The sequence below is a fragment of the Bradyrhizobium sp. USDA 326 genome (assembly GCF_049739485.1).
GTDB lineage: Bacteria > Pseudomonadota > Alphaproteobacteria > Rhizobiales > Xanthobacteraceae > Bradyrhizobium.
Window position 1 is genome coordinate 4120308 of the sequence record NZ_JBMGQA010000001.1, and the last position, 16295, is coordinate 4136602.

Annotated in this window: 12 protein-coding genes; 7 read left to right on the forward strand and 5 right to left on the reverse strand. The window is 65.4% G+C overall.

Annotation, left to right across the window (positions count from 1 at the left end; translation table 11 throughout):
- Positions 1 to 110: 110 nt before the first annotated feature.
- From ABIG06_RS19430 to ABIG06_RS19450, 5 genes are read right to left on the reverse strand one after another with little or no spacing between them, the layout of a single operon-like run.
- Positions 111 to 1010, reverse strand: coding sequence for a polysaccharide deacetylase family protein (locus ABIG06_RS19430; protein WP_370138224.1), 900 nt, complete (start codon positions 1008 to 1010; stop codon positions 111 to 113).
- Between the two features lie 2 nt (positions 1011 to 1012).
- Positions 1013 to 1819: an ABC transporter permease gene (locus ABIG06_RS19435; protein WP_370138226.1), complete on the reverse strand. Its 807-nt coding sequence runs from the start codon at positions 1817 to 1819 to the stop codon at positions 1013 to 1015.
- Positions 1809 to 2666: an ABC transporter permease gene (locus ABIG06_RS19440; RefSeq protein ID WP_370138227.1), complete on the reverse strand. Its 858-nt coding sequence runs from the start codon at positions 2664 to 2666 to the stop codon at positions 1809 to 1811. The genes ABIG06_RS19435 and ABIG06_RS19440 overlap by 11 nt, the downstream gene beginning before the upstream one ends.
- Positions 2667 to 3716, reverse strand: coding sequence for an ABC transporter substrate-binding protein (locus ABIG06_RS19445; protein WP_370138228.1), 1050 nt, complete (start codon positions 3714 to 3716; stop codon positions 2667 to 2669).
- 1 nt (position 3717) lies between these two features.
- Positions 3718 to 4839: an ABC transporter ATP-binding protein gene (locus ABIG06_RS19450; RefSeq protein ID WP_370138229.1), complete on the reverse strand. Its 1122-nt coding sequence runs from the start codon at positions 4837 to 4839 to the stop codon at positions 3718 to 3720.
- A 211-nt stretch (positions 4840 to 5050) separates the two neighbouring features.
- On the opposite strand from ABIG06_RS19450, the gene ABIG06_RS19455 reads away from it, so the two are divergent.
- The 7 genes from ABIG06_RS19455 (at position 5051) to ABIG06_RS19485 (ending at position 16282) form a co-directional block, all read left to right on the forward strand.
- Complete coding sequence (locus ABIG06_RS19455) at positions 5051 to 5821, forward strand: GntR family transcriptional regulator (RefSeq protein ID WP_370138231.1); 771 nt, start codon at positions 5051 to 5053, stop codon at positions 5819 to 5821.
- Position 5822: 1 nt separating this feature from the next.
- Complete coding sequence (locus ABIG06_RS19460) at positions 5823 to 6479, forward strand: aspartate/glutamate racemase family protein (RefSeq protein WP_370138233.1); 657 nt, start codon at positions 5823 to 5825, stop codon at positions 6477 to 6479.
- Positions 6480 to 6627: 148 nt separating this feature from the next.
- Positions 6628 to 8349, forward strand: a complete 1722-nt coding sequence (locus tag ABIG06_RS19465; RefSeq protein ID WP_124160514.1) for an AMP-binding protein — start codon at positions 6628 to 6630, stop codon at positions 8347 to 8349.
- 12 nt (positions 8350 to 8361) lie between these two features.
- The gene (locus ABIG06_RS19470; protein WP_424578372.1) at positions 8362 to 11667 is read left to right on the forward strand and encodes a carboxyl transferase domain-containing protein; all 3306 of its coding nucleotides are present in this window, start codon (positions 8362 to 8364) and stop codon (positions 11665 to 11667) included.
- Between the two features lie 174 nt (positions 11668 to 11841).
- The gene (locus tag ABIG06_RS19475) at positions 11842 to 13713 is read left to right on the forward strand and encodes a sigma-54-dependent Fis family transcriptional regulator (protein ID WP_199751512.1); all 1872 of its coding nucleotides are present in this window, start codon (positions 11842 to 11844) and stop codon (positions 13711 to 13713) included.
- Positions 13714 to 13840: 127 nt separating this feature from the next.
- Complete coding sequence (locus tag ABIG06_RS19480; RefSeq protein WP_124160517.1) at positions 13841 to 14728, forward strand: LysR family transcriptional regulator; 888 nt, start codon at positions 13841 to 13843, stop codon at positions 14726 to 14728.
- 363 nt (positions 14729 to 15091) lie between these two features.
- Positions 15092 to 16282, forward strand: a complete 1191-nt coding sequence (locus tag ABIG06_RS19485) for an FAD-binding protein (RefSeq protein WP_424578584.1) — start codon at positions 15092 to 15094, stop codon at positions 16280 to 16282.
- Positions 16283 to 16295: the final 13 nt, after the last annotated feature.

Consider the following 16295-nt stretch of genomic DNA (forward strand, 5'->3'; position numbering starts at 1 on the left):
ATCCCGGAAGCGGCATGCCGGCAGTTCTCCCGCGGAATTGCTGGGCAAACATCTGCGGCAGTGTGACGGCGGAGACCGGCCAGGCCGGCTTCGTGCTGCAATCGAGCGGCCTAGCGCGCGACTTCACGAAAATGCGCCGCGATGTCGGCGCGTGTTGCGACCCAGACCCGGCCCTCCAGCCGCGCCAGCTCGGCCAGAATGGCCTTCACCGCGCGGAAGCGCGCGGGCCGACCGCAGATGCGCAGATGAAATCCGACGGACAGCATCGCGGAGCGGCCGCGCTCCGCCTCCTCGACCAGTGTGGCGAGTGCGGCGCTGACATAGTTTGAAAAATCCTCCGGCTGCACAAATCCGTTGGGATGGAAGAACTTCATGTCGTTGGTGTCGAAGCCATAGGGCAGGACCAGCATCGCTCCCTCTGGCGACCGGCTCCAATAGGGCAGATCGTCGTCGAGCGCGTTGGAATCGTAGGCGAAGCCGAGCCTGATCAGGATATCGCGCGTCCATGCGCTCTGGCTGCCGCGCGACATGAAGCCGACCGGCGTGAGGCCGGTCGCGTGGGCGATGACGTCGCGCGTCTTTTCAATGTCATGACGTTCCGTCTCGGCATGTCCATAGAGCGCGTGCGGCAGCCAGCGCCAGCCATGCACCGCCGGCTCGTGCCCGGCCTCGACCACGGCGCGGGCAAGGTCCGGTACGCGCTCGACGGCGCGGCCGCACATCATGAAGGTGGAACGGATCTTGGCCTCAGTGAAGGCGTCGAGGAATCGCCACAGGCCGGCGCGCATGCCATAATCGAACACCTGCTCCTGCACGAGATCGCGCACGCCGGGCGGCGATGTCGAGGCGACCTCGCCATAGCGCTCCGTCTCCGCATCGCCTTGCTCGACCGCGAGCTCGGCGCCCTCCTCGAAGTTCACCACCAGCGACACCGCGACGCGGGCGCCGTTGGGCCAGACGATATCCGGCTGCGCCCGGCCATATCCGCGAAGATCGCGTTCGATCGGCATGATCAGCGGCTCCCGATCTGGCGGCTGACGCCGCCGAAGATTTCGGCGCAGACGAGGCCCGCCAGAGTCAGCAGCACGATCACGCCGGAGACGGCGGCGACGCGCACGTCGAGGCTGCCTTCGAGGATCGCCCAGAGCTTGATCGGCAGGACCTCGGTGCGCGCGTCGGCGAGGAATAGCGACACCGGAACATTGTCGAACGAAGTGAGGAACGCGACGAAGCAGCTCGCGACGATGCCGCGGCGGATCAGCGGCAGAGTGATGCGGCGGAAGGTGTACCAGCGGCTGGCACCCAGGCTCAACGAGCAGGTGATGAGCACCGGATTGAGCTGCTGCACCGAGGCGCCGACCATGCGGATGAAGGGAACGGAGATGATGGTGTGGCCGAGCACCAGCGTCGCCGCCGACAGGCGGATGCCGAGCAGGTTGAAGACCAGCAGCAGCGACAGGCCGAAGGCCATCGCCGGCAGCACCATCGGCGACATGAACAGGGCATCAAGGACGCGCGCGATCTTCAGCCGGCTCCGTGCCAGTCCGAGTGCCGCCGCGCCGCCCAGCACTGCGGAAAGAATCGTCGCCGCCGCAGCGACCTTGAGACTCGTCAACGCGGGCGCGACGATTTCCTGCGATTGCAGCAGCTCGACATACCAGCGCAACGACCAGCTCGGCGGCGGGAATTTCAGCGTGATGCCGCCGGTGAAGGAAATGATCAGCACGACCAGCGTCGGTGCCAGCAACAGCAGCATCCCGAATGCGGTGATGGTACCAATGATGGTGGAATAGGCGCGATCAATGAGGCTACGCTGCATCGACGCCTCGCACGCAGCGGCGCGACAGCGCACCGATGGCAAAGACGATGCCGGTCACGGCCAGCGTGAAGATCAGCGACAGCGCCGCCGAGAACGGCCAGTCCTGCACGCCGACCGCCTGTTGGTAAATATAGGATGGCATCAGGATAATGCGCCCGCCGCCGACCAGCGTCTGGGTGATGAAGGCGGTCGCAGCGGCGGCGAAGACGAGCAGCCAGCCGGCGATCGCGCCTGGCAGCGTCAGCGGCAGGATGACGGTGACGAAGATGCGGGCGCGGCCTGCACCCAACCCTTCTGCCGCACGCGTCAGATTGCCGTCGAGCCGCAGCAGGCTGTTGATGACAGGCAGCGCCATCAGGGGAAGCTGGATCTGGGTCAGCGCCAGCACCATGCCCTCCCACGTGTACAGCAAGCGAGCCGGGGCCTGCCAGAGCCCGAGCGACAGCATCGCCGTGTTGATGATGCCGTCGCGGCCGAGCAGGACGATCCAGGCAAAGGTGCGCACCACCGTGCTGGTCAGGAGCGGCAGCATGATCAGGAACGTGATCAAGGTACGCATGACCTGGCCGCTCGCGGCGTAAACAAGTGCGAGCGGGTAGGCGAGGATCAGCGTCGCCAATGCGACCTCCGTCCCCAGCCAAATCGTGTCCGTCAGCACCTTGATGCTGAACGGGTCCGAGAAGAAGCGCAAATACTGCGCCCGCGACAGCTCCGCGAATTGTGGCGTGCGGAACAGACTGATCGCGACAAGCGCAATCAGTGGCAGCACGAAGGCGGCCAGGAACAACGCCGCCAGTGGGATCACCGGCAGCATTTGTCGTGATGCAGTCGTGCTTGCCGGCGTCATTTAGATCTTCACTTCCTTGCTGAAGCGGGTGATCCATTCGCCGCGCAGCGGCTGGAACTTGGTCCAGTCGAGCAGCACATTGCTGGCAACGAGGTCGTCGACGCTCTTGGCGACGGTGAGATTGGCGCCGGTCAGCGCCACCTTGCTGTTGGTCGGCATCATCACCCAGGGGGCCGCCTCGAGGCCCTTCTGCGTTTCGACCGACATCACCGTGTCGAGATAGTCCAGCACCGCCTTCGGATCCTGGTTGTTCTTGACGATCTGGGCGCTGGTGCGGATCACGACGGCGCCGGATTTCGGCTTCGCGAAGGCGATGTCGACGCCCTTGGCGGCGAGCAGCGCGACGTTGTTCCAGAAATTGAAGGCGATATCGATCTCGCCCTGCTGGAACAGCGCAGCCAGCGCGCCGGGCGATGCCGCGATCGCACCGACGTTGGGCAGCAGCTTCTTGATGGCCTCGAAGGCCGGCTCGATATTGGTCTCGGAGCCGCCGTTCAGCTTCGCGATCTCGACCATGAAGGCAGTGCCGAGGCTCGAGCCGAGCCCGGTGATACCGACGCGCCCCTTGTACTCCGGTTTCCAGAGATCCTCCCACGAGGTTGGGGGCGTCGTGATCTTCTTGGGATTGTAGGCGATACCGATCAACTGACAGGTGATGACAGGCGCGTAACCGTCGGGATGACGGAATGCGCTTGGAATGTCGGCAAACGACTTCGATTGCCCGACCGGGAATTTCTCCAGCACGCCGCTCGCGATCGCAGGGATCAGCGGGCCCTCGTCGAACAGCACGACATCGAACGGCGGCGCGTTGCGCGAGGCCTGGATTTTGCCGATCTGGTCGACGCCGAGCAGGGGCGTGAAGGTGACACCGCCATCGCTGGACTTCTTGAAAGCCGGTCCGACCACCGCGCGGAAGGCTTCATCGAAGCTGCCGGGATAGGTCGTTGCCACGATCGAGGGCGCCGCCCGCGATGATGTCGGCCATCCGAGACCAGCTGCCGCAAGCGCGGCCGAACCTGAGGTGAGCAGCGATCGCCGGGATAGGCTCATGTCAAACACTCCTTTGCTGAAACTTGGAAACGTCGTCGACGGGCGTGCTGAAAATGCTGACGCGCGAGACATCGGAGATCGCGAGCCAGGCCGTCTCCCCGGCCTGCGCTTTCGCGATGCCGGCGGCGCGGGCCTGGCTGACCTTCACGGCTTCACCGCTCGCGGTGACGCCCTCGGTGACGCTGACGGCGCCGAGCGGCAAGGTGGCGCGAATCGTGATGGGAATGGCGCCGGGCCGCTCGGCGCCGAACGCGATGTTCTCAGGCCGAACCGAGATCGTCACCTGCGTGCCGCGCCTGCGCTGGGTCGAACGGCCGAGGTCGATCTCGGGCCCGGCGTCCAGCTGCACGCGATCGGCATCGGTGACGGTACCGCGCAGGAGATTGGTATGGCCGATGAAGCTCGAGATGAACAGGCTCGCCGGGCGGTCGTAGAGCGCATCCGGGCTGTCGATCTGCTCGATGCGTCCCTTGTTCAGCACGACGATGCGGTCGGCCATCGACAGCGCCTCCTCCTGGTCGTGCGTGACGATGATGGAGGTGACGCCAAATGTCTTCAGCAGGCTCTTGATCTCGATCTGCATGTCGAGGCGCAAATTCTTGTCCAGCGCCGAGAACGGCTCGTCGAGCAGGACGAGGCCCGGATCGATCGCGAGCGTCCGCGCCAGCGCGACGCGTTGCTGCTGTCCGCCGGAGAGCTCTCCGGGCAGTCTTCGCGCAAACGACGCCATCTGGGTGAGGCCGAGCATCTGCTCGACCTTTGCCGCGACCACGTCCTTCGCCGTCTTGCGCGCCCGCAGGCCATAGGCGACGTTTTCGAACACAGTCAGGTGCGGAAACAGCGCATAGTTCTGAAACACCATGCCGATGCGGCGGCGGTTGGCCGGAATATGCTCGACCCGCGCGCCGTCGAAGCGCACCTCGCCCCGGGACGGACGCAGGAAGCCTGCGATGATCTGGAGCATCGTGGTCTTGCCGCAGCCGGACGGGCCGAGGAGGGCGATCAACTCACCGGCCGCAACGGTAAGATCGATCTCGTCCAGCGCAACGGTCGCGCCGAAGGCGTGGCCGATGCCCTTCAGATCCAGCGAGAGTCCGCGTACATCGCTCAACGCCAGCTCCATCCTTCGAAGAATTGTTTGTTTGTCCTGCGCGAGGGAAGTTAGCAATCGCCGTGCCAGTGCGGCTCGTCCAATAAGGCATTGCGATCATTGCAATAATTTTCAGGCAACAAATATTGGCGCCAATCTGTTGGCTATATTGTAAACAGTCGCGCGGCCAGTTTGTCTAAAAGATGGGCTCCGGCAGCATCCCGGAATCCTGTAAAAGCGACGCATGAAGCGAACCCGTCCCCTCAAGCGCAAGCCGAAGCGCACCGAGCCGAAGCACAGGGAGCTGGAGGCCGTCGATCCGCGCAGCATCGACGACGATCCGGTGGTTCAGGGAATCCTGACCGCGATCAGCCAGAAGCGGCTCAAGCCGGGCGCCAAGCTCGGCGAGGACAAGCTCGCGGCGGCCTTCGGTACCACACGGATTCACATCCGCCAGGCGTTGTCCCATCTCGCCTCGCGCAAGGTTGTGATGCAGATCCCCAACCGCGGCGCCTTCGTGTACCGGCCGAGCTGGGAGGAGGCGCAGGACATCTTTGCCGCGCGCCGGATCATCGAGACCGCAGCGGTGAGCGCCGCGGTCGACCGGCTGGACAAGGCCGGCAAGGCGGAGCTGAAGGCGCATATGGAGCGGGAGGCGCGTCACGATCGCAATGACCGCTGGGCCTCGCTGTCGCTGACGGCCGAGTTCCACATCCTGGTTGCCAAGCTCGCCGGCAACCGCGTGTTGCTGGAAATGTCGCGCGAGCTGATGCTGCGGACATCGCTGGCGATCGCGACCTTCGAGCAGCCGGGAGAGCCGGATTGCTCGCCCGACGCTCACCCCGACATCGGCGCGTTGATCCTCGCCCGCGACAAGGCCGGCGCGGTCCATGCCATGCGTCATCACATCGAGGAGATGGAGCAGCGGATCCGGCCGAAGGAAGGCGAGGACGAGGTTGACGAGCTCACCGCGATCTTCAAGGAGATCGGCGCGCGGGCGCGGGCGGGCGGATAGCATGGCGGGCCGCCGTATCCTCCTGATCAATCCGAACAGCCTCGAGGCGACCACCACGATGATGGTGGCGATTGCCAAGTCTGCAGCCGCGGATGGCTTCCACATTGCCGGTGCCACGGCAACGCGTGCGCCCACGATGATCGTCTCGGCGGATGCGTTGGAGGCAGCCGCGCCGGAGGTCGAGGAGATCGCGCATGCCCGCAGCGGCGAGTGCGACGGCATCATCGTCGCGGCATTCGGCGATCCCGGTCTCGCCGGAATCAAGGCGAGGATGAAATTGCCTGCCGTCGGCATCGGCGAGTCCTCGATGCTGGAGGCCGCGGAGAACGGCCGACGCTTCGGCGTGGCGACCACGACGCCGCTGCTGAAAGCGAAAATCGATGCACTGACGGACGCGCTGGGATTGCGATCGCACTACACCGGCGCACGCTTCGCCGAAGGCGATCCGCATGAGTTGATGCGTGATCCATCGCTGTTGCGCACTGCTCTTGCCGGCGCGGTCGAGGCTTGCATTGCGCAGGACGGCGCGGAGGCGGTGATCATCGGCGGTGGGCCGCTGGGTGAAGTAGCACGCGATCTTCAGCCGATCTTCACCGAGCCGGTCATCGCGCCGATCACGTCAGCCGTGCGGCGGATCATTCGCCTCGTCGGGGCGTAACGTCTGGTTTTTCCGCGCTGCGGCATCGGCCGTGCTGCGGAAAACTGTTTTCCTTGACATGAACTCTGCCGTGCTCGACGTGTAACGAGGTCGCGTGATGGCAGGTTGCGTCCCTCACGATAAGAAAAAGCAGCACGGGAAAGACGCCATGAGTGCAGGCCTCAACGAAAAGGACTATCTCGCCGCTTTGCGCGGGTTGTGGGACAAGGCTTGGCCGAAGGGCATGCCGCGCTCGCCGAACTATCTGCACGGCGAAGTTCCCCTGACGGAATATCTGCGCGCCTGGGCGAAACAAAGTCCGGAGCGTGCTGCCGTGATCTTCTACGGTCACGTCACCACTTACGCGGAGCTCGACCGGCAGAGCGACCGCTTCGCGGCGCTGTTGCAAGCCAAGGGCGTGCGCAACGGAGACCGCGTCGCCGTCTTCCTGCCGAACTGCCCGCAATTCCACATCGTGTTTTTCGGTATCCTGAAGCTCGGTGCGATCCACGTTCCCGTCAGCCCGCTCTCGCGCGCGTTCGAGCTGTCCTACGAGCTCAACGACACCAAGGCGGAGGTGATCGTCGCGCTGGACCAGCTCATGCCGGTCGTCGAGCAAGTCAGGGACGAGGTGCGGCTGCGCGAGATCATCGTCACCAGCTTTGCCGACGTCGTGCCTGCAAGGCCGGCATTTCCGGCGCCAGACTCGATCCGCGCGCCGCGTGTTGCAATCGCTGGCGCGACCGATCTGTTGCCGACGCTCGCCGCGATGCCGACTCCTGTGCCGCTACCGCCGCCCGGCCTCGATGATGTCGCCGCGCTCAACTACACCGGCGGCACGACCGGCATGCCCAAGGGCTGCGTCCACACCCATCGCGACATGGTCTACACGGCCGCCGCCAATTACGGCATCTCGGTCCTGTCCGACGAGAGCAGCGTGTTCCTGTCGTTCTTTCCGGAATTCTGGATCGCGGGCGAGAACTTTGGCCTGATCTTCCCGCTGTTCTCCGGCGCGACGCTGGTGCTGCTCGCGCGCTGGGATGCCATCGGCGCGATGGCGGCGATCGACAAATACAAGGTCACGATCACCGCGATGCCGGTGGACGGCGCGGTCGAGCTGATGGACCATCCGCGCTGGAGCGAATTCGACCTGTCGTCCTTGAAGCAGGTGCGCGTCGTCTCCTTCGTCAAGAAGCTCAATGCCGATTATCGCAGGCGCTGGAAGGACCTCACCGGCACAATCCTGATGGAGGCGGCCTGGGGCATGACGGAAACCCACACCTCCAACACCTTCACGGCTGGCTTTCAGGACGACGATTTCGACCTCAACAACCAGCCAATCTTTGTCGGGCTACCGGTCCCCGGTGCCGAGTTCAAGATCACCGATTTCGAAACGGGTGCGCTGTTGCCGCTCGGCGCCGAAGGCGAGATCCGCGTCCGCACGCCGTCGCTGCTCAAGAGCTACTGGAACAAGCCGGAGGCGACTGCGGAGTCTCTGATCGATGGTTGGCTGCGCACCGGCGACATTGGCACCATCGACAAGGATGGTTTCTTGCACTTCCTCGGCCGCCGCAAGGAGATGCTGAAGGTCAAGGGCATGAGCGTGTTTCCGCCGGAGATCGAGGCGCTGCTGGGGCAACACCCGAAGGTGCTGGGCTCGGGCGTGGTCGGCCGCGACGATCCCGACAAGGGGCAGGTGCCGGTGGCCTTTGTCCAACTTAAGCCGGAGGCCGCCGGCAGCGTCTCTGCCGAGGATCTGCGCGCCTGGTGCGCCGAGCGCATGGCCGTCTACAAGGTTCCGGAGATTCGTATCATCGAAGCGCTGCCGCTGACGGCCACGGGCAAAGTGAAGAAGCAGGACCTCAATCCAAGCCTGCCCGCTGCTGTCTGAGTGAGAGGGATCATGTCGTTCAAGAAGCTCCTGATCGCCAATCGCGGCGAGATCGCCATCCGAATAGCGCGCGCGGCGGCCGACGCCGGCATCGCGACGGTCGCGATCCATCCTGCGGACGATGCGCTGTCGCTGCATGTGCGCGTTGCGGACGAGGCGATCGAGATCCCCGGCCGCGGCGCTCGGGCCTATCCGGACATCGACGCCGTAGTGAAGGCGGCCAAAGCGGTGGGCTGTGACGCCGTGCATCCCGGCTATGGCTTTCTCAGCGAGAACGCGGCCTTCGCAAAGGCCTGCTCCGACGCAGGGATCACTTTCGTCGGCCCCAAGGCGACAGCGCTCGAACTGTTCGGCGACAAGGTCGCGGCACGGCAACTGGCCAAGCGCTGCGGCGTGCCAATCATCGCCGGCACCAGCGGGCCGTCGAGTCTTGAGGAGATCGCGGCCTTTTTCGCGTCGCTCGGCAGCAACGCGGCGATCGTGATCAAGGCGATGGCCGGCGGCGGCGGTCGCGGCATGCGCGTGGTGGAGAACGCGTCCGATTTCGCGGAAGCCTATGCGCGCTGCCAGTCCGAAGCCAAAGCGGCGTTCGGTTTCGATGGCGTCTATGCCGAGCGGCTGATCCGGCAGGCGCGCCACATCGAGGTGCAGATCATCGGCGATCGCCATGGTGCGATTTCACATCTTTGGGAGCGCGAATGCACCATCCAGCGCCGCCATCAGAAGCTGATCGAGGTGGCGCCGAGCCCGTCGCTGAGCGATGCCTTGCGCGGTCGTATCATCGAGGCGGCGAAGCAGCTTGCGGCGGCGGCCTCTTACGACAATCTCGGCACCTTCGAGTTCCTGGTCGACGGCACGGCAGACGACAGCTTTGCCTTCATCGAGGCCAACCCGCGGCTCCAGGTCGAGCACACCGTCACGGAAGAGGTGCTCGGGCTCGATCTCGTCCGCGCCCAGCTCGCGGTCGCTGAAGGCAGCACGCTGGCCTCGCTGGGACTTGCGCAGGGATCGATCCCGAAGCCGCGCGGCTATGCCATGCAGCTTCGCGTCAACATGGAGACGCTGGACGAGACGGGCGCGACCCATCCGACTGGCGGGGTGCTTGCCGTGTTCGAGCCGCCGTCGGGCCCGGGGGTGCGCGTCGATAGCTTTGGCTATGCCGGCTACAAGACCAGTGCCGCCTTTGATTCACTGCTGGCCAAGGTGATCGTGCACACGCCGGGCGAGGCCTGGCATGACGTGGTCGCGAAAGCCTCGCGCGCCTTGCGGGAGTTCCGGATCGACGGCGTCGTTACCAACATCGCTTTCCTCCAGGCGGTGCTCGCGCATCCCGATTTCAGGATCAACCGCATTGCGACCGATTTCATCGACCGCAACATCGGCAAACTCGTCGGGGCGGCCGAGGGCGCGGCAAAGCCGCTCTACTTCGCTGCGACCGAGCGGAGCGGCGCCCACGGCACGGAGGCCCACGTCGCGCAAGTGGTGCCCGAAGGCGCGGTGATGGTCGCAGCCCCCCTGCAAGGAACCATCGTCACGGTCCAAGTCAAGGAAGGTGAGATCGTGCGCCCCGGCCAGCAGCTTGCCGTGATCGAGTCCATGAAGATGGAGCATCTCGTCATGGCCGAGCAGGGCGGCCGGGTCATGAAGCTCCTTGCCGGTGACGGGGCCACGCTGATGCATGGCGAGCCGATCCTCTATCTCGAGCCGCTCGATGTTGCGGCTGATAGCACCGCGGCGGAAGCGGACATCGATCTCGACTACATCCGCCCCGATCTCGCCGAGCTCATCGCGCGCCAGGCCAATACGCTCGACGAGAACCGTCCGGCCTCGGTCGAGCGCCGCCGCAACACCAATCAGCGCACCGCGCGCGAGAACGTTGCCCAGCTCGTCGACGAAGGCTCGTTCATGGAGTACGGCAGCCTTGCCATCGCGGCACAGCGCCGTCGGCGCAAGCTCGACGATCTCATCAAGAATACGCCGGCCGACGGCCTCGTCATGGGCGTCGGCACGGTGAATGCCGGGAAGTTCGGCCCCGAGGGCGGGCGCTGCATCGTCGTGGCCTATGATTACACCGTGCTCGCGGGCACGCAGGGCCACATGAACCACAAGAAGATCGACCGCATGCTGACGCTTGCGGAAGACTGGCGCGTGCCGCTGGTGTTCTACGCCGAGGGCGGCGGCGGCCGGCCCGGCGATACCGACCGGCTCGGCATGACAGGGCTCGACGGTCCGTCCTTCGTGCAGTTCGCAAGGCTCTCGGGCCTCGTGCCGGTCGTTGGCGTGGTGTCCGGCTATTGTTTCGCCGGCAATGCCGCGATGCTCGGCTGCTGCGACGTCATCATCGCCACCAAGAACGCCTCGATCGGCATGGGCGGTCCGGCCATGATCGAGGGCGGCGGGCTCGGCGTCTATCATCCGGCCGAGGTCGGCCCCGTCTCGTTCCAGGCGCCGAACGGGGTCATCGACATCCTGGTCGAGGACGAGGAGGAGGCGACGTCCGTCGCGCAGAAATACCTGTCCTATTTCCAGGGCGCGGTTACGGCTTGGGAAGCCGCCGACCAGCGCATGCTTCGCCGCGCGATCCCGGAGAACCGGCTGCGCGTCTACGACATCCGCAGCGTGATCGACCTCGTCGCCGACAAGGATTCCGTGCTTGAGCTGCGACGCGACTACGGCGTCGGCATGATCACCGCGCTGATCCGCATCGAGGGCAAGCCGTTCGGCCTGATCGCCAACAATCCGCGCCATCTCGGCGGCGCGATCGATGCCGATGCCGGCGACAAGGCCGCGCGATTCCTCCAGCTCTGCGACGCCTTCGATCTGCCGATCGTCTCGCTTTGCGACACGCCAGGCTTCATGGTCGGCCCGGAGGCCGAGAAGACCGCGATCGTGCGCCACGTCTCGCGCATGTTCGTCACGGGCGCGAGCCTCACCGTCCCGCTGTTCGGCATCGTGCTGCGCAAGGGCTATGGGCTCGGGGCGCAGTCCATGATCGGCGGTGGCTTCCACGCCTCGTTCTTCACCGCGGCCTGGCCGACCGGCGAGTTCGGCGGCATGGGCCTCGAGGGCTATGTCCGCCTCGGCTTCCGCAAGGAGATGGAGGCGATCGCCGATTCCGAGGAACGCGAGACCTACTACCGCAACAAGGTCGCCGAGCTCTACGCCAACGGCAAGGCGGTCTCGATCGCCTCCGTGTTCGAGATCGACAACGTCATCGACCCCGCCGAGACCCGGCAATGGATCATGGCGGGCCTGCGATCGGTGCCGAAGCCCGAGCCGAGGACGGCGAAGAAGCGGCCGTGCATCGACACGTGGTGAGGGCGGTGCAGCAATTTTGATGATTCACTTCCCGTCATGCCGGGTTCGATGCTTCGCATCGCCCCGGAATGACGAGAAGAGACAGCACACCGCGTCCCCGTTCCCGGTTCCCGATTGACATCCCGCCCCGTGGTGCCAGACTTTGCACAATAATACAGGGTGGAGACGTCCGCGATGGCCAGCCTTTCGGCCTCGAACCATGTCGCCCGTGTCTTGTCCGTCGCCAATCAGGTCACAGACCGCTTGGCCGACGTCGACGCCTCGTCGCGGATCGCCAGTTCCTGGCGGCGCTGCCTGGTCAATCACAAGCTCGATCCGGCCCGCCAGGGTCCGCCACAGACGCTGACCGAAGCCGAGATCCGGCACGCCGCCGAACCGATGGAGCAGATGATCAGGCTCGCAATGCCCGAGCTCGACGATCTTGCCCGTGTGCTGCGCGACGCTGGCTACTGCGTCAATCTCGCGGATGCGAACGCGACCATGCTGTTCAGCCGCCTGCCGGGCGAAGCCGATGCAAAGATGTTTCTGGACTGGAAGATCTACACCGGCTCGAACTTCGCCGAGACCTTCGAGGGCACGAATGGGCTCGGGACCGCGCTCGCGGAGGAGAAGCCGATCCTGGTGCATCGCGACGAGCATTTTCGCGCGCAGTGGCACATGTTCTCCTGTGCCGTGGCGCCGCTGTTCGACCAGGCCGGGCGTCTCGCAGGTGCGGTGAACATCACGTCCTGCCGGGAGGATCTCGAACGCACCGCGCACCAGCTTGCGCTGGCTGTGACCATGGAGGCGACGCGGCGGATGGAGGGCGCGATCTTCCGTGGCCATTTCCACAATGCCTGGATCGCCACTGTGCCCGGCGACGGCGGCAGCGGCCTCATCGCCTATGACGACGACCGTCGCATCATCGGGGCCTGCCGTTCCGCGCGTCTACTGCTGGGCCTCACCGACGGAATGATCGCCGCCGGCATTGATCTGTCGCGCTACATCGAGTTCGACCATCAGGCCGAAGGTGGCGCGGAGGATGTCGTTCGGCTGCGCCGTGCCGACGGCAGCGCCCTGGGCCAGGGCCATGTCGCGCCGCCGCTGCGCAAGAGGACGCGCCCGCTTGCGCCGCGCCGCGATGCGCCTGTCGATCGCTTCGATGCACTGCATCGGCTCGCCGGCCGCGATCCCGGCCTGACCAAGAGCGTAAACCGGCTCAGGCGCATCGGAGATCACAATCTGCCGGTGCTGCTGCATGGCGAGACCGGTGTCGGCAAGGACGTGTTCGCGCGCGCCATTCACGCCGCCAGCAACCGAGCGCGTCACAATTATGTCGCACTGAATTGCGCGGCGATGCCGGAGAGCCTGATCGACGCCGAACTGTTCGGCTACGAGGCCGGCGCCTTCACCGGCGCCCGGCGCGACGGTTCGAAGGGCCTGATCGTGCAGGCCGATCGCGGCACGCTGTTCCTCGACGAGATCGGCGACATGCCGATCGGCTTGCAGACGCGCCTGTTGCGCGTCCTGGAAAACCGCGAGGTCTGGCCGCTCGGCGCGCTCAAGCCTGTTGCCGTCGACATCCGCCTGATCAGCGCCACGCATCGCGATCTCGGCCGCATGGCGGAGCAGGGCGCGTTCCGCGCCGATCTCTATTTCCGCCTGCGCGGCATCGAGGTGCGGCTGCCGGCGCTGCGCGAGCGCGCCGACCGCGACGATGTCATTCGCCAGATCGCCCGCGAGGAGGCGCCGAATTGTCGTTTGTCGGACGAGGCTTGGTCACAGCTCGCGGCCTATCCGTTCCCCGGCAACATGCGTCAGCTCCGTCACGTTTTGCGGCTCGCCGGCTGCACAGCGGAAGACGGCACGATCACGGATGCCGACCTTGATCTGCCGCCGTTCGGTGGACGGGCGGCGGAGCCCGATCTCGCGGCCGCCGAACGCGGGACGATCGTCGGCGCCCTGCGCGCGCATGGTGGCCGCGTCAGCGAAGCGGCTCGCGCCCTGAAGCTCAGCCGCGCGACGCTGTATCGGAAGATCAAGCAATTGAAGATCGAGCCCGTTTGATCCTTGGCCCGGCACGACGTCCCACTTCCGCCGAAACAAGCTCGGAACGTGGGCAGCGCTTGAATCGTCCCGCGCCGATGGGCCGCCGCGAACGGGCATTGCCGCAAATTGCGCGAGAGGAGGCTCGATGGAGGAGATCGAAGTCTTTCTGGCTGTCGTCGAAGCCGGCAGCCAGACCGCGGCTGCGCGGCGGTTGGGACGCTCGCTCCAGTCGGTCAACCGGGCGCTGGCTGCGCTGGAACGTGGCGTCGGCGTCGAACTGGTTCGGCGGACCACGCGGCAGTCGGTGGCCACGGAGGCGGGGCTTGCGTTCTATCGTCGCGTCAAGCCAGCGTTTGCCGAAATCAGCGAAGCGCGCCTCGAGGCGGCAAATCGGCGCGTCGAGCCCTCCGGGCTGCTCAGGGTCGCCGCGCCAATCCTGTTCGGGGCCACCCATGTCGTGCCGGCCATTGCCGAATTCATGGCGCGCTTTCCGGAGATCGAGGCCGACGTGAACATGTCGGACCGGCCCGTCGACCTCGTCGCTGACGGCTTCGACCTCGCCGTCCGGATCAGGGAATTGCCGGACTCCTCGCTCAAGACCCGGCGGCTGGGAGAGCTGCGCACCGTTGTCTACGGCGCGCCCTCCTATTTCAAGCGCCACGGCCGCCCGCGTCAGCCCTGTGATCTCGCCGATCATCAATGCATCCTGCGCAGAACTGCCGAGGGCGAAGCCGATACATGGCGGTTTCGGATCGACGGCCGCTTGACCACCGTGCAGGTGAATGGCCGCTTTCGCACCGACAGCACGACGGCAGCACATGCTGCCGCTCGTCATGGCATCGGTGTCGGATATGGCCCGTTCTGGCAGATCCGCGATCTCGTCGACCAGCAGGCTCTCGAAATCGTGCTCGAGGATTTCGAGGCGCCGCGAACGCCCGTGGGCGCAGTGTTTCCACCCAGTGCGATGCCGCCGGCCAAGACGCAGCTCTTCGTCGATCTCCTGGCGGAGAGGCTGAAGCTCGAGCGGCTTTAAGCGACGTTGGGGAACCCATTCTACCGGCTGGCGGGAATGTCTATCCCGCGCCGTACCCGTTGTCCCGGCGTCGGGGCCATCGCAGCTTGAAGCGCAAGGGCACTTTCGCCCCGCGAGAAGGACTGCGCCATGACTCCCGATCGACGGACACTCCTCCATGCGGGCGTCAGCGTCACCGCGACGCTGGCCTCCGCTACTTTTGCCGGACAGTCGTCCGGCGCGCACGATTCACAATCGCCCGAGCCCTTGCTCGCGACCGATGCAAAATCTCGCGCGGCGGCCGCGCAGGATTTCGGCCACATCGTGGATAGACGGCCTCGCGCCGTCTGCAAGCCTGCGACGTGCGGCGAGGTCGCTGACATCATGCGCTGGGCAAAAGCCCAAGGCCTGAAGGTTGCGGCGCGCGGGCAAGGGCACGCAACCTATGGCCGGGCCATGGCCGAAGACGGCATCGTGATCGATCTTGGCATGCTGGCCACGATCCATCGGATCGAGCCGGATCGTGTCGTGGTCGATGCCGGTACGACCTGGCACAAGGTGGTGGAGGCGACCTTGGCTAAAGGGCTTGTCCCGCTGGTCTTGACCAATTACCTCGAATTGTCCGTCGGCGGCACGCTTGCCGTCGGAGGAATCGGGGGATCCTCATCCCGGCACGGTCTCCAGACCGATCAGGTTCTGGAACTCGACGTCGTCACCGGCGAAGGCGTGGAACTGACCTGTTCGCCGGCCTCGCATCCCGAGCTCTTCGATGCGGTTCGAGCCGGCCTTGCGCAATGCGCGATCATCGTCAGAGCGACGCTTCGCTTGATGCGCGCACCCGAGCGGGTTCGCCGATTTCAGCTGTCCTATCCCGATCTTGCCTCGCTCACGGCGGATCAACGGCGCGTTCTGGAAGAGGCGCGCTTCGATCAGTTGCAGGGGGCTGTCGTGCCGGACGGCACCGGTGGCTGGCGCTATCAACTGGAGGCGGGTGTCTTCTACGGCGACAAGATGCCTCCTGACGACGGCGGCTTGCTCTCGGACCTGGTGGACAAGCGCGAGATCGTCTCCGACCTGACTTTCGGCGAAGACGCGAACGCATTCGCCAAGCTCGAAAAGATCCTCCGGGCGAATGGCCACTGGCTCAATCCGCATCCCTGGCTTCTGACCTATCTGCCGGGCAGCAACGCGCTGAAGATCGCGAGCGATGTCATTGCCGAATTGAACAGCGATGATCTGAGCCCGTTCGGGCGCATCACCTACTATCCGATGTTCACCGACGGATGCCGCACGCCCCTGCTTCGGCTTCCTGACGAACGCGTTGTGTTCCCGTTCAATGTCATCCGTATCCCCGCGTCGGCGGACAGAGCGAATGCGGAACGGCTGGTCATGCGAAACCGCGAGCTCTATGAGCGTATTCGCAGCGCAGGTGGTGTGTTGTATCCGGTGAGCGCGTTTCCGATGTCGTCCAGCGATTGGGCGGATCATTTCGGTGCGCGATGGTCGCTCTTGCGCGAAGCCAAGGGCAGGCATGATCCCGGCAGCCATCTCACTCCGGGCTATGAGCTGTTCTAGATCGCCCTGTCCG

Excerpts from the sequence above, each read along its gene's own strand:
- ABIG06_RS19430 (WP_370138224.1), bottom strand. The coding sequence starts at position 1,010 with ATGCCGATCGAACGCGATCTTCGCGGATATGGCCGGGCGCAGCCGGAT.
- ABIG06_RS19435 (WP_370138226.1), bottom strand. The coding sequence starts at position 1,819 with ATGCAGCGTAGCCTCATTGATCGCGCCTATTCCACCATCATTGGTACC.
- ABIG06_RS19440 (WP_370138227.1), bottom strand. The coding sequence starts at position 2,666 with ATGACGCCGGCAAGCACGACTGCATCACGACAAATGCTGCCGGTGATC.
- ABIG06_RS19445 (WP_370138228.1), bottom strand. The coding sequence starts at position 3,716 with ATGAGCCTATCCCGGCGATCGCTGCTCACCTCAGGTTCGGCCGCGCTT.
- ABIG06_RS19450 (WP_370138229.1), bottom strand. The coding sequence starts at position 4,839 with ATGGAGCTGGCGTTGAGCGATGTACGCGGACTCTCGCTGGATCTGAAG.
- ABIG06_RS19455 (WP_370138231.1), top strand. The coding sequence starts at position 5,051 with ATGAAGCGAACCCGTCCCCTCAAGCGCAAGCCGAAGCGCACCGAGCCG.
- ABIG06_RS19460 (WP_370138233.1), top strand. The coding sequence starts at position 5,823 with ATGGCGGGCCGCCGTATCCTCCTGATCAATCCGAACAGCCTCGAGGCG.
- ABIG06_RS19465 (WP_124160514.1), top strand. The coding sequence starts at position 6,628 with ATGAGTGCAGGCCTCAACGAAAAGGACTATCTCGCCGCTTTGCGCGGG.
- ABIG06_RS19470 (WP_424578372.1), top strand. The coding sequence starts at position 8,362 with ATGTCGTTCAAGAAGCTCCTGATCGCCAATCGCGGCGAGATCGCCATC.
- ABIG06_RS19475 (WP_199751512.1), top strand. The coding sequence starts at position 11,842 with ATGGCCAGCCTTTCGGCCTCGAACCATGTCGCCCGTGTCTTGTCCGTC.
- ABIG06_RS19480 (WP_124160517.1), top strand. The coding sequence starts at position 13,841 with ATGGAGGAGATCGAAGTCTTTCTGGCTGTCGTCGAAGCCGGCAGCCAG.
- ABIG06_RS19485 (WP_424578584.1), top strand. The coding sequence starts at position 15,092 with ATGCGCTGGGCAAAAGCCCAAGGCCTGAAGGTTGCGGCGCGCGGGCAA.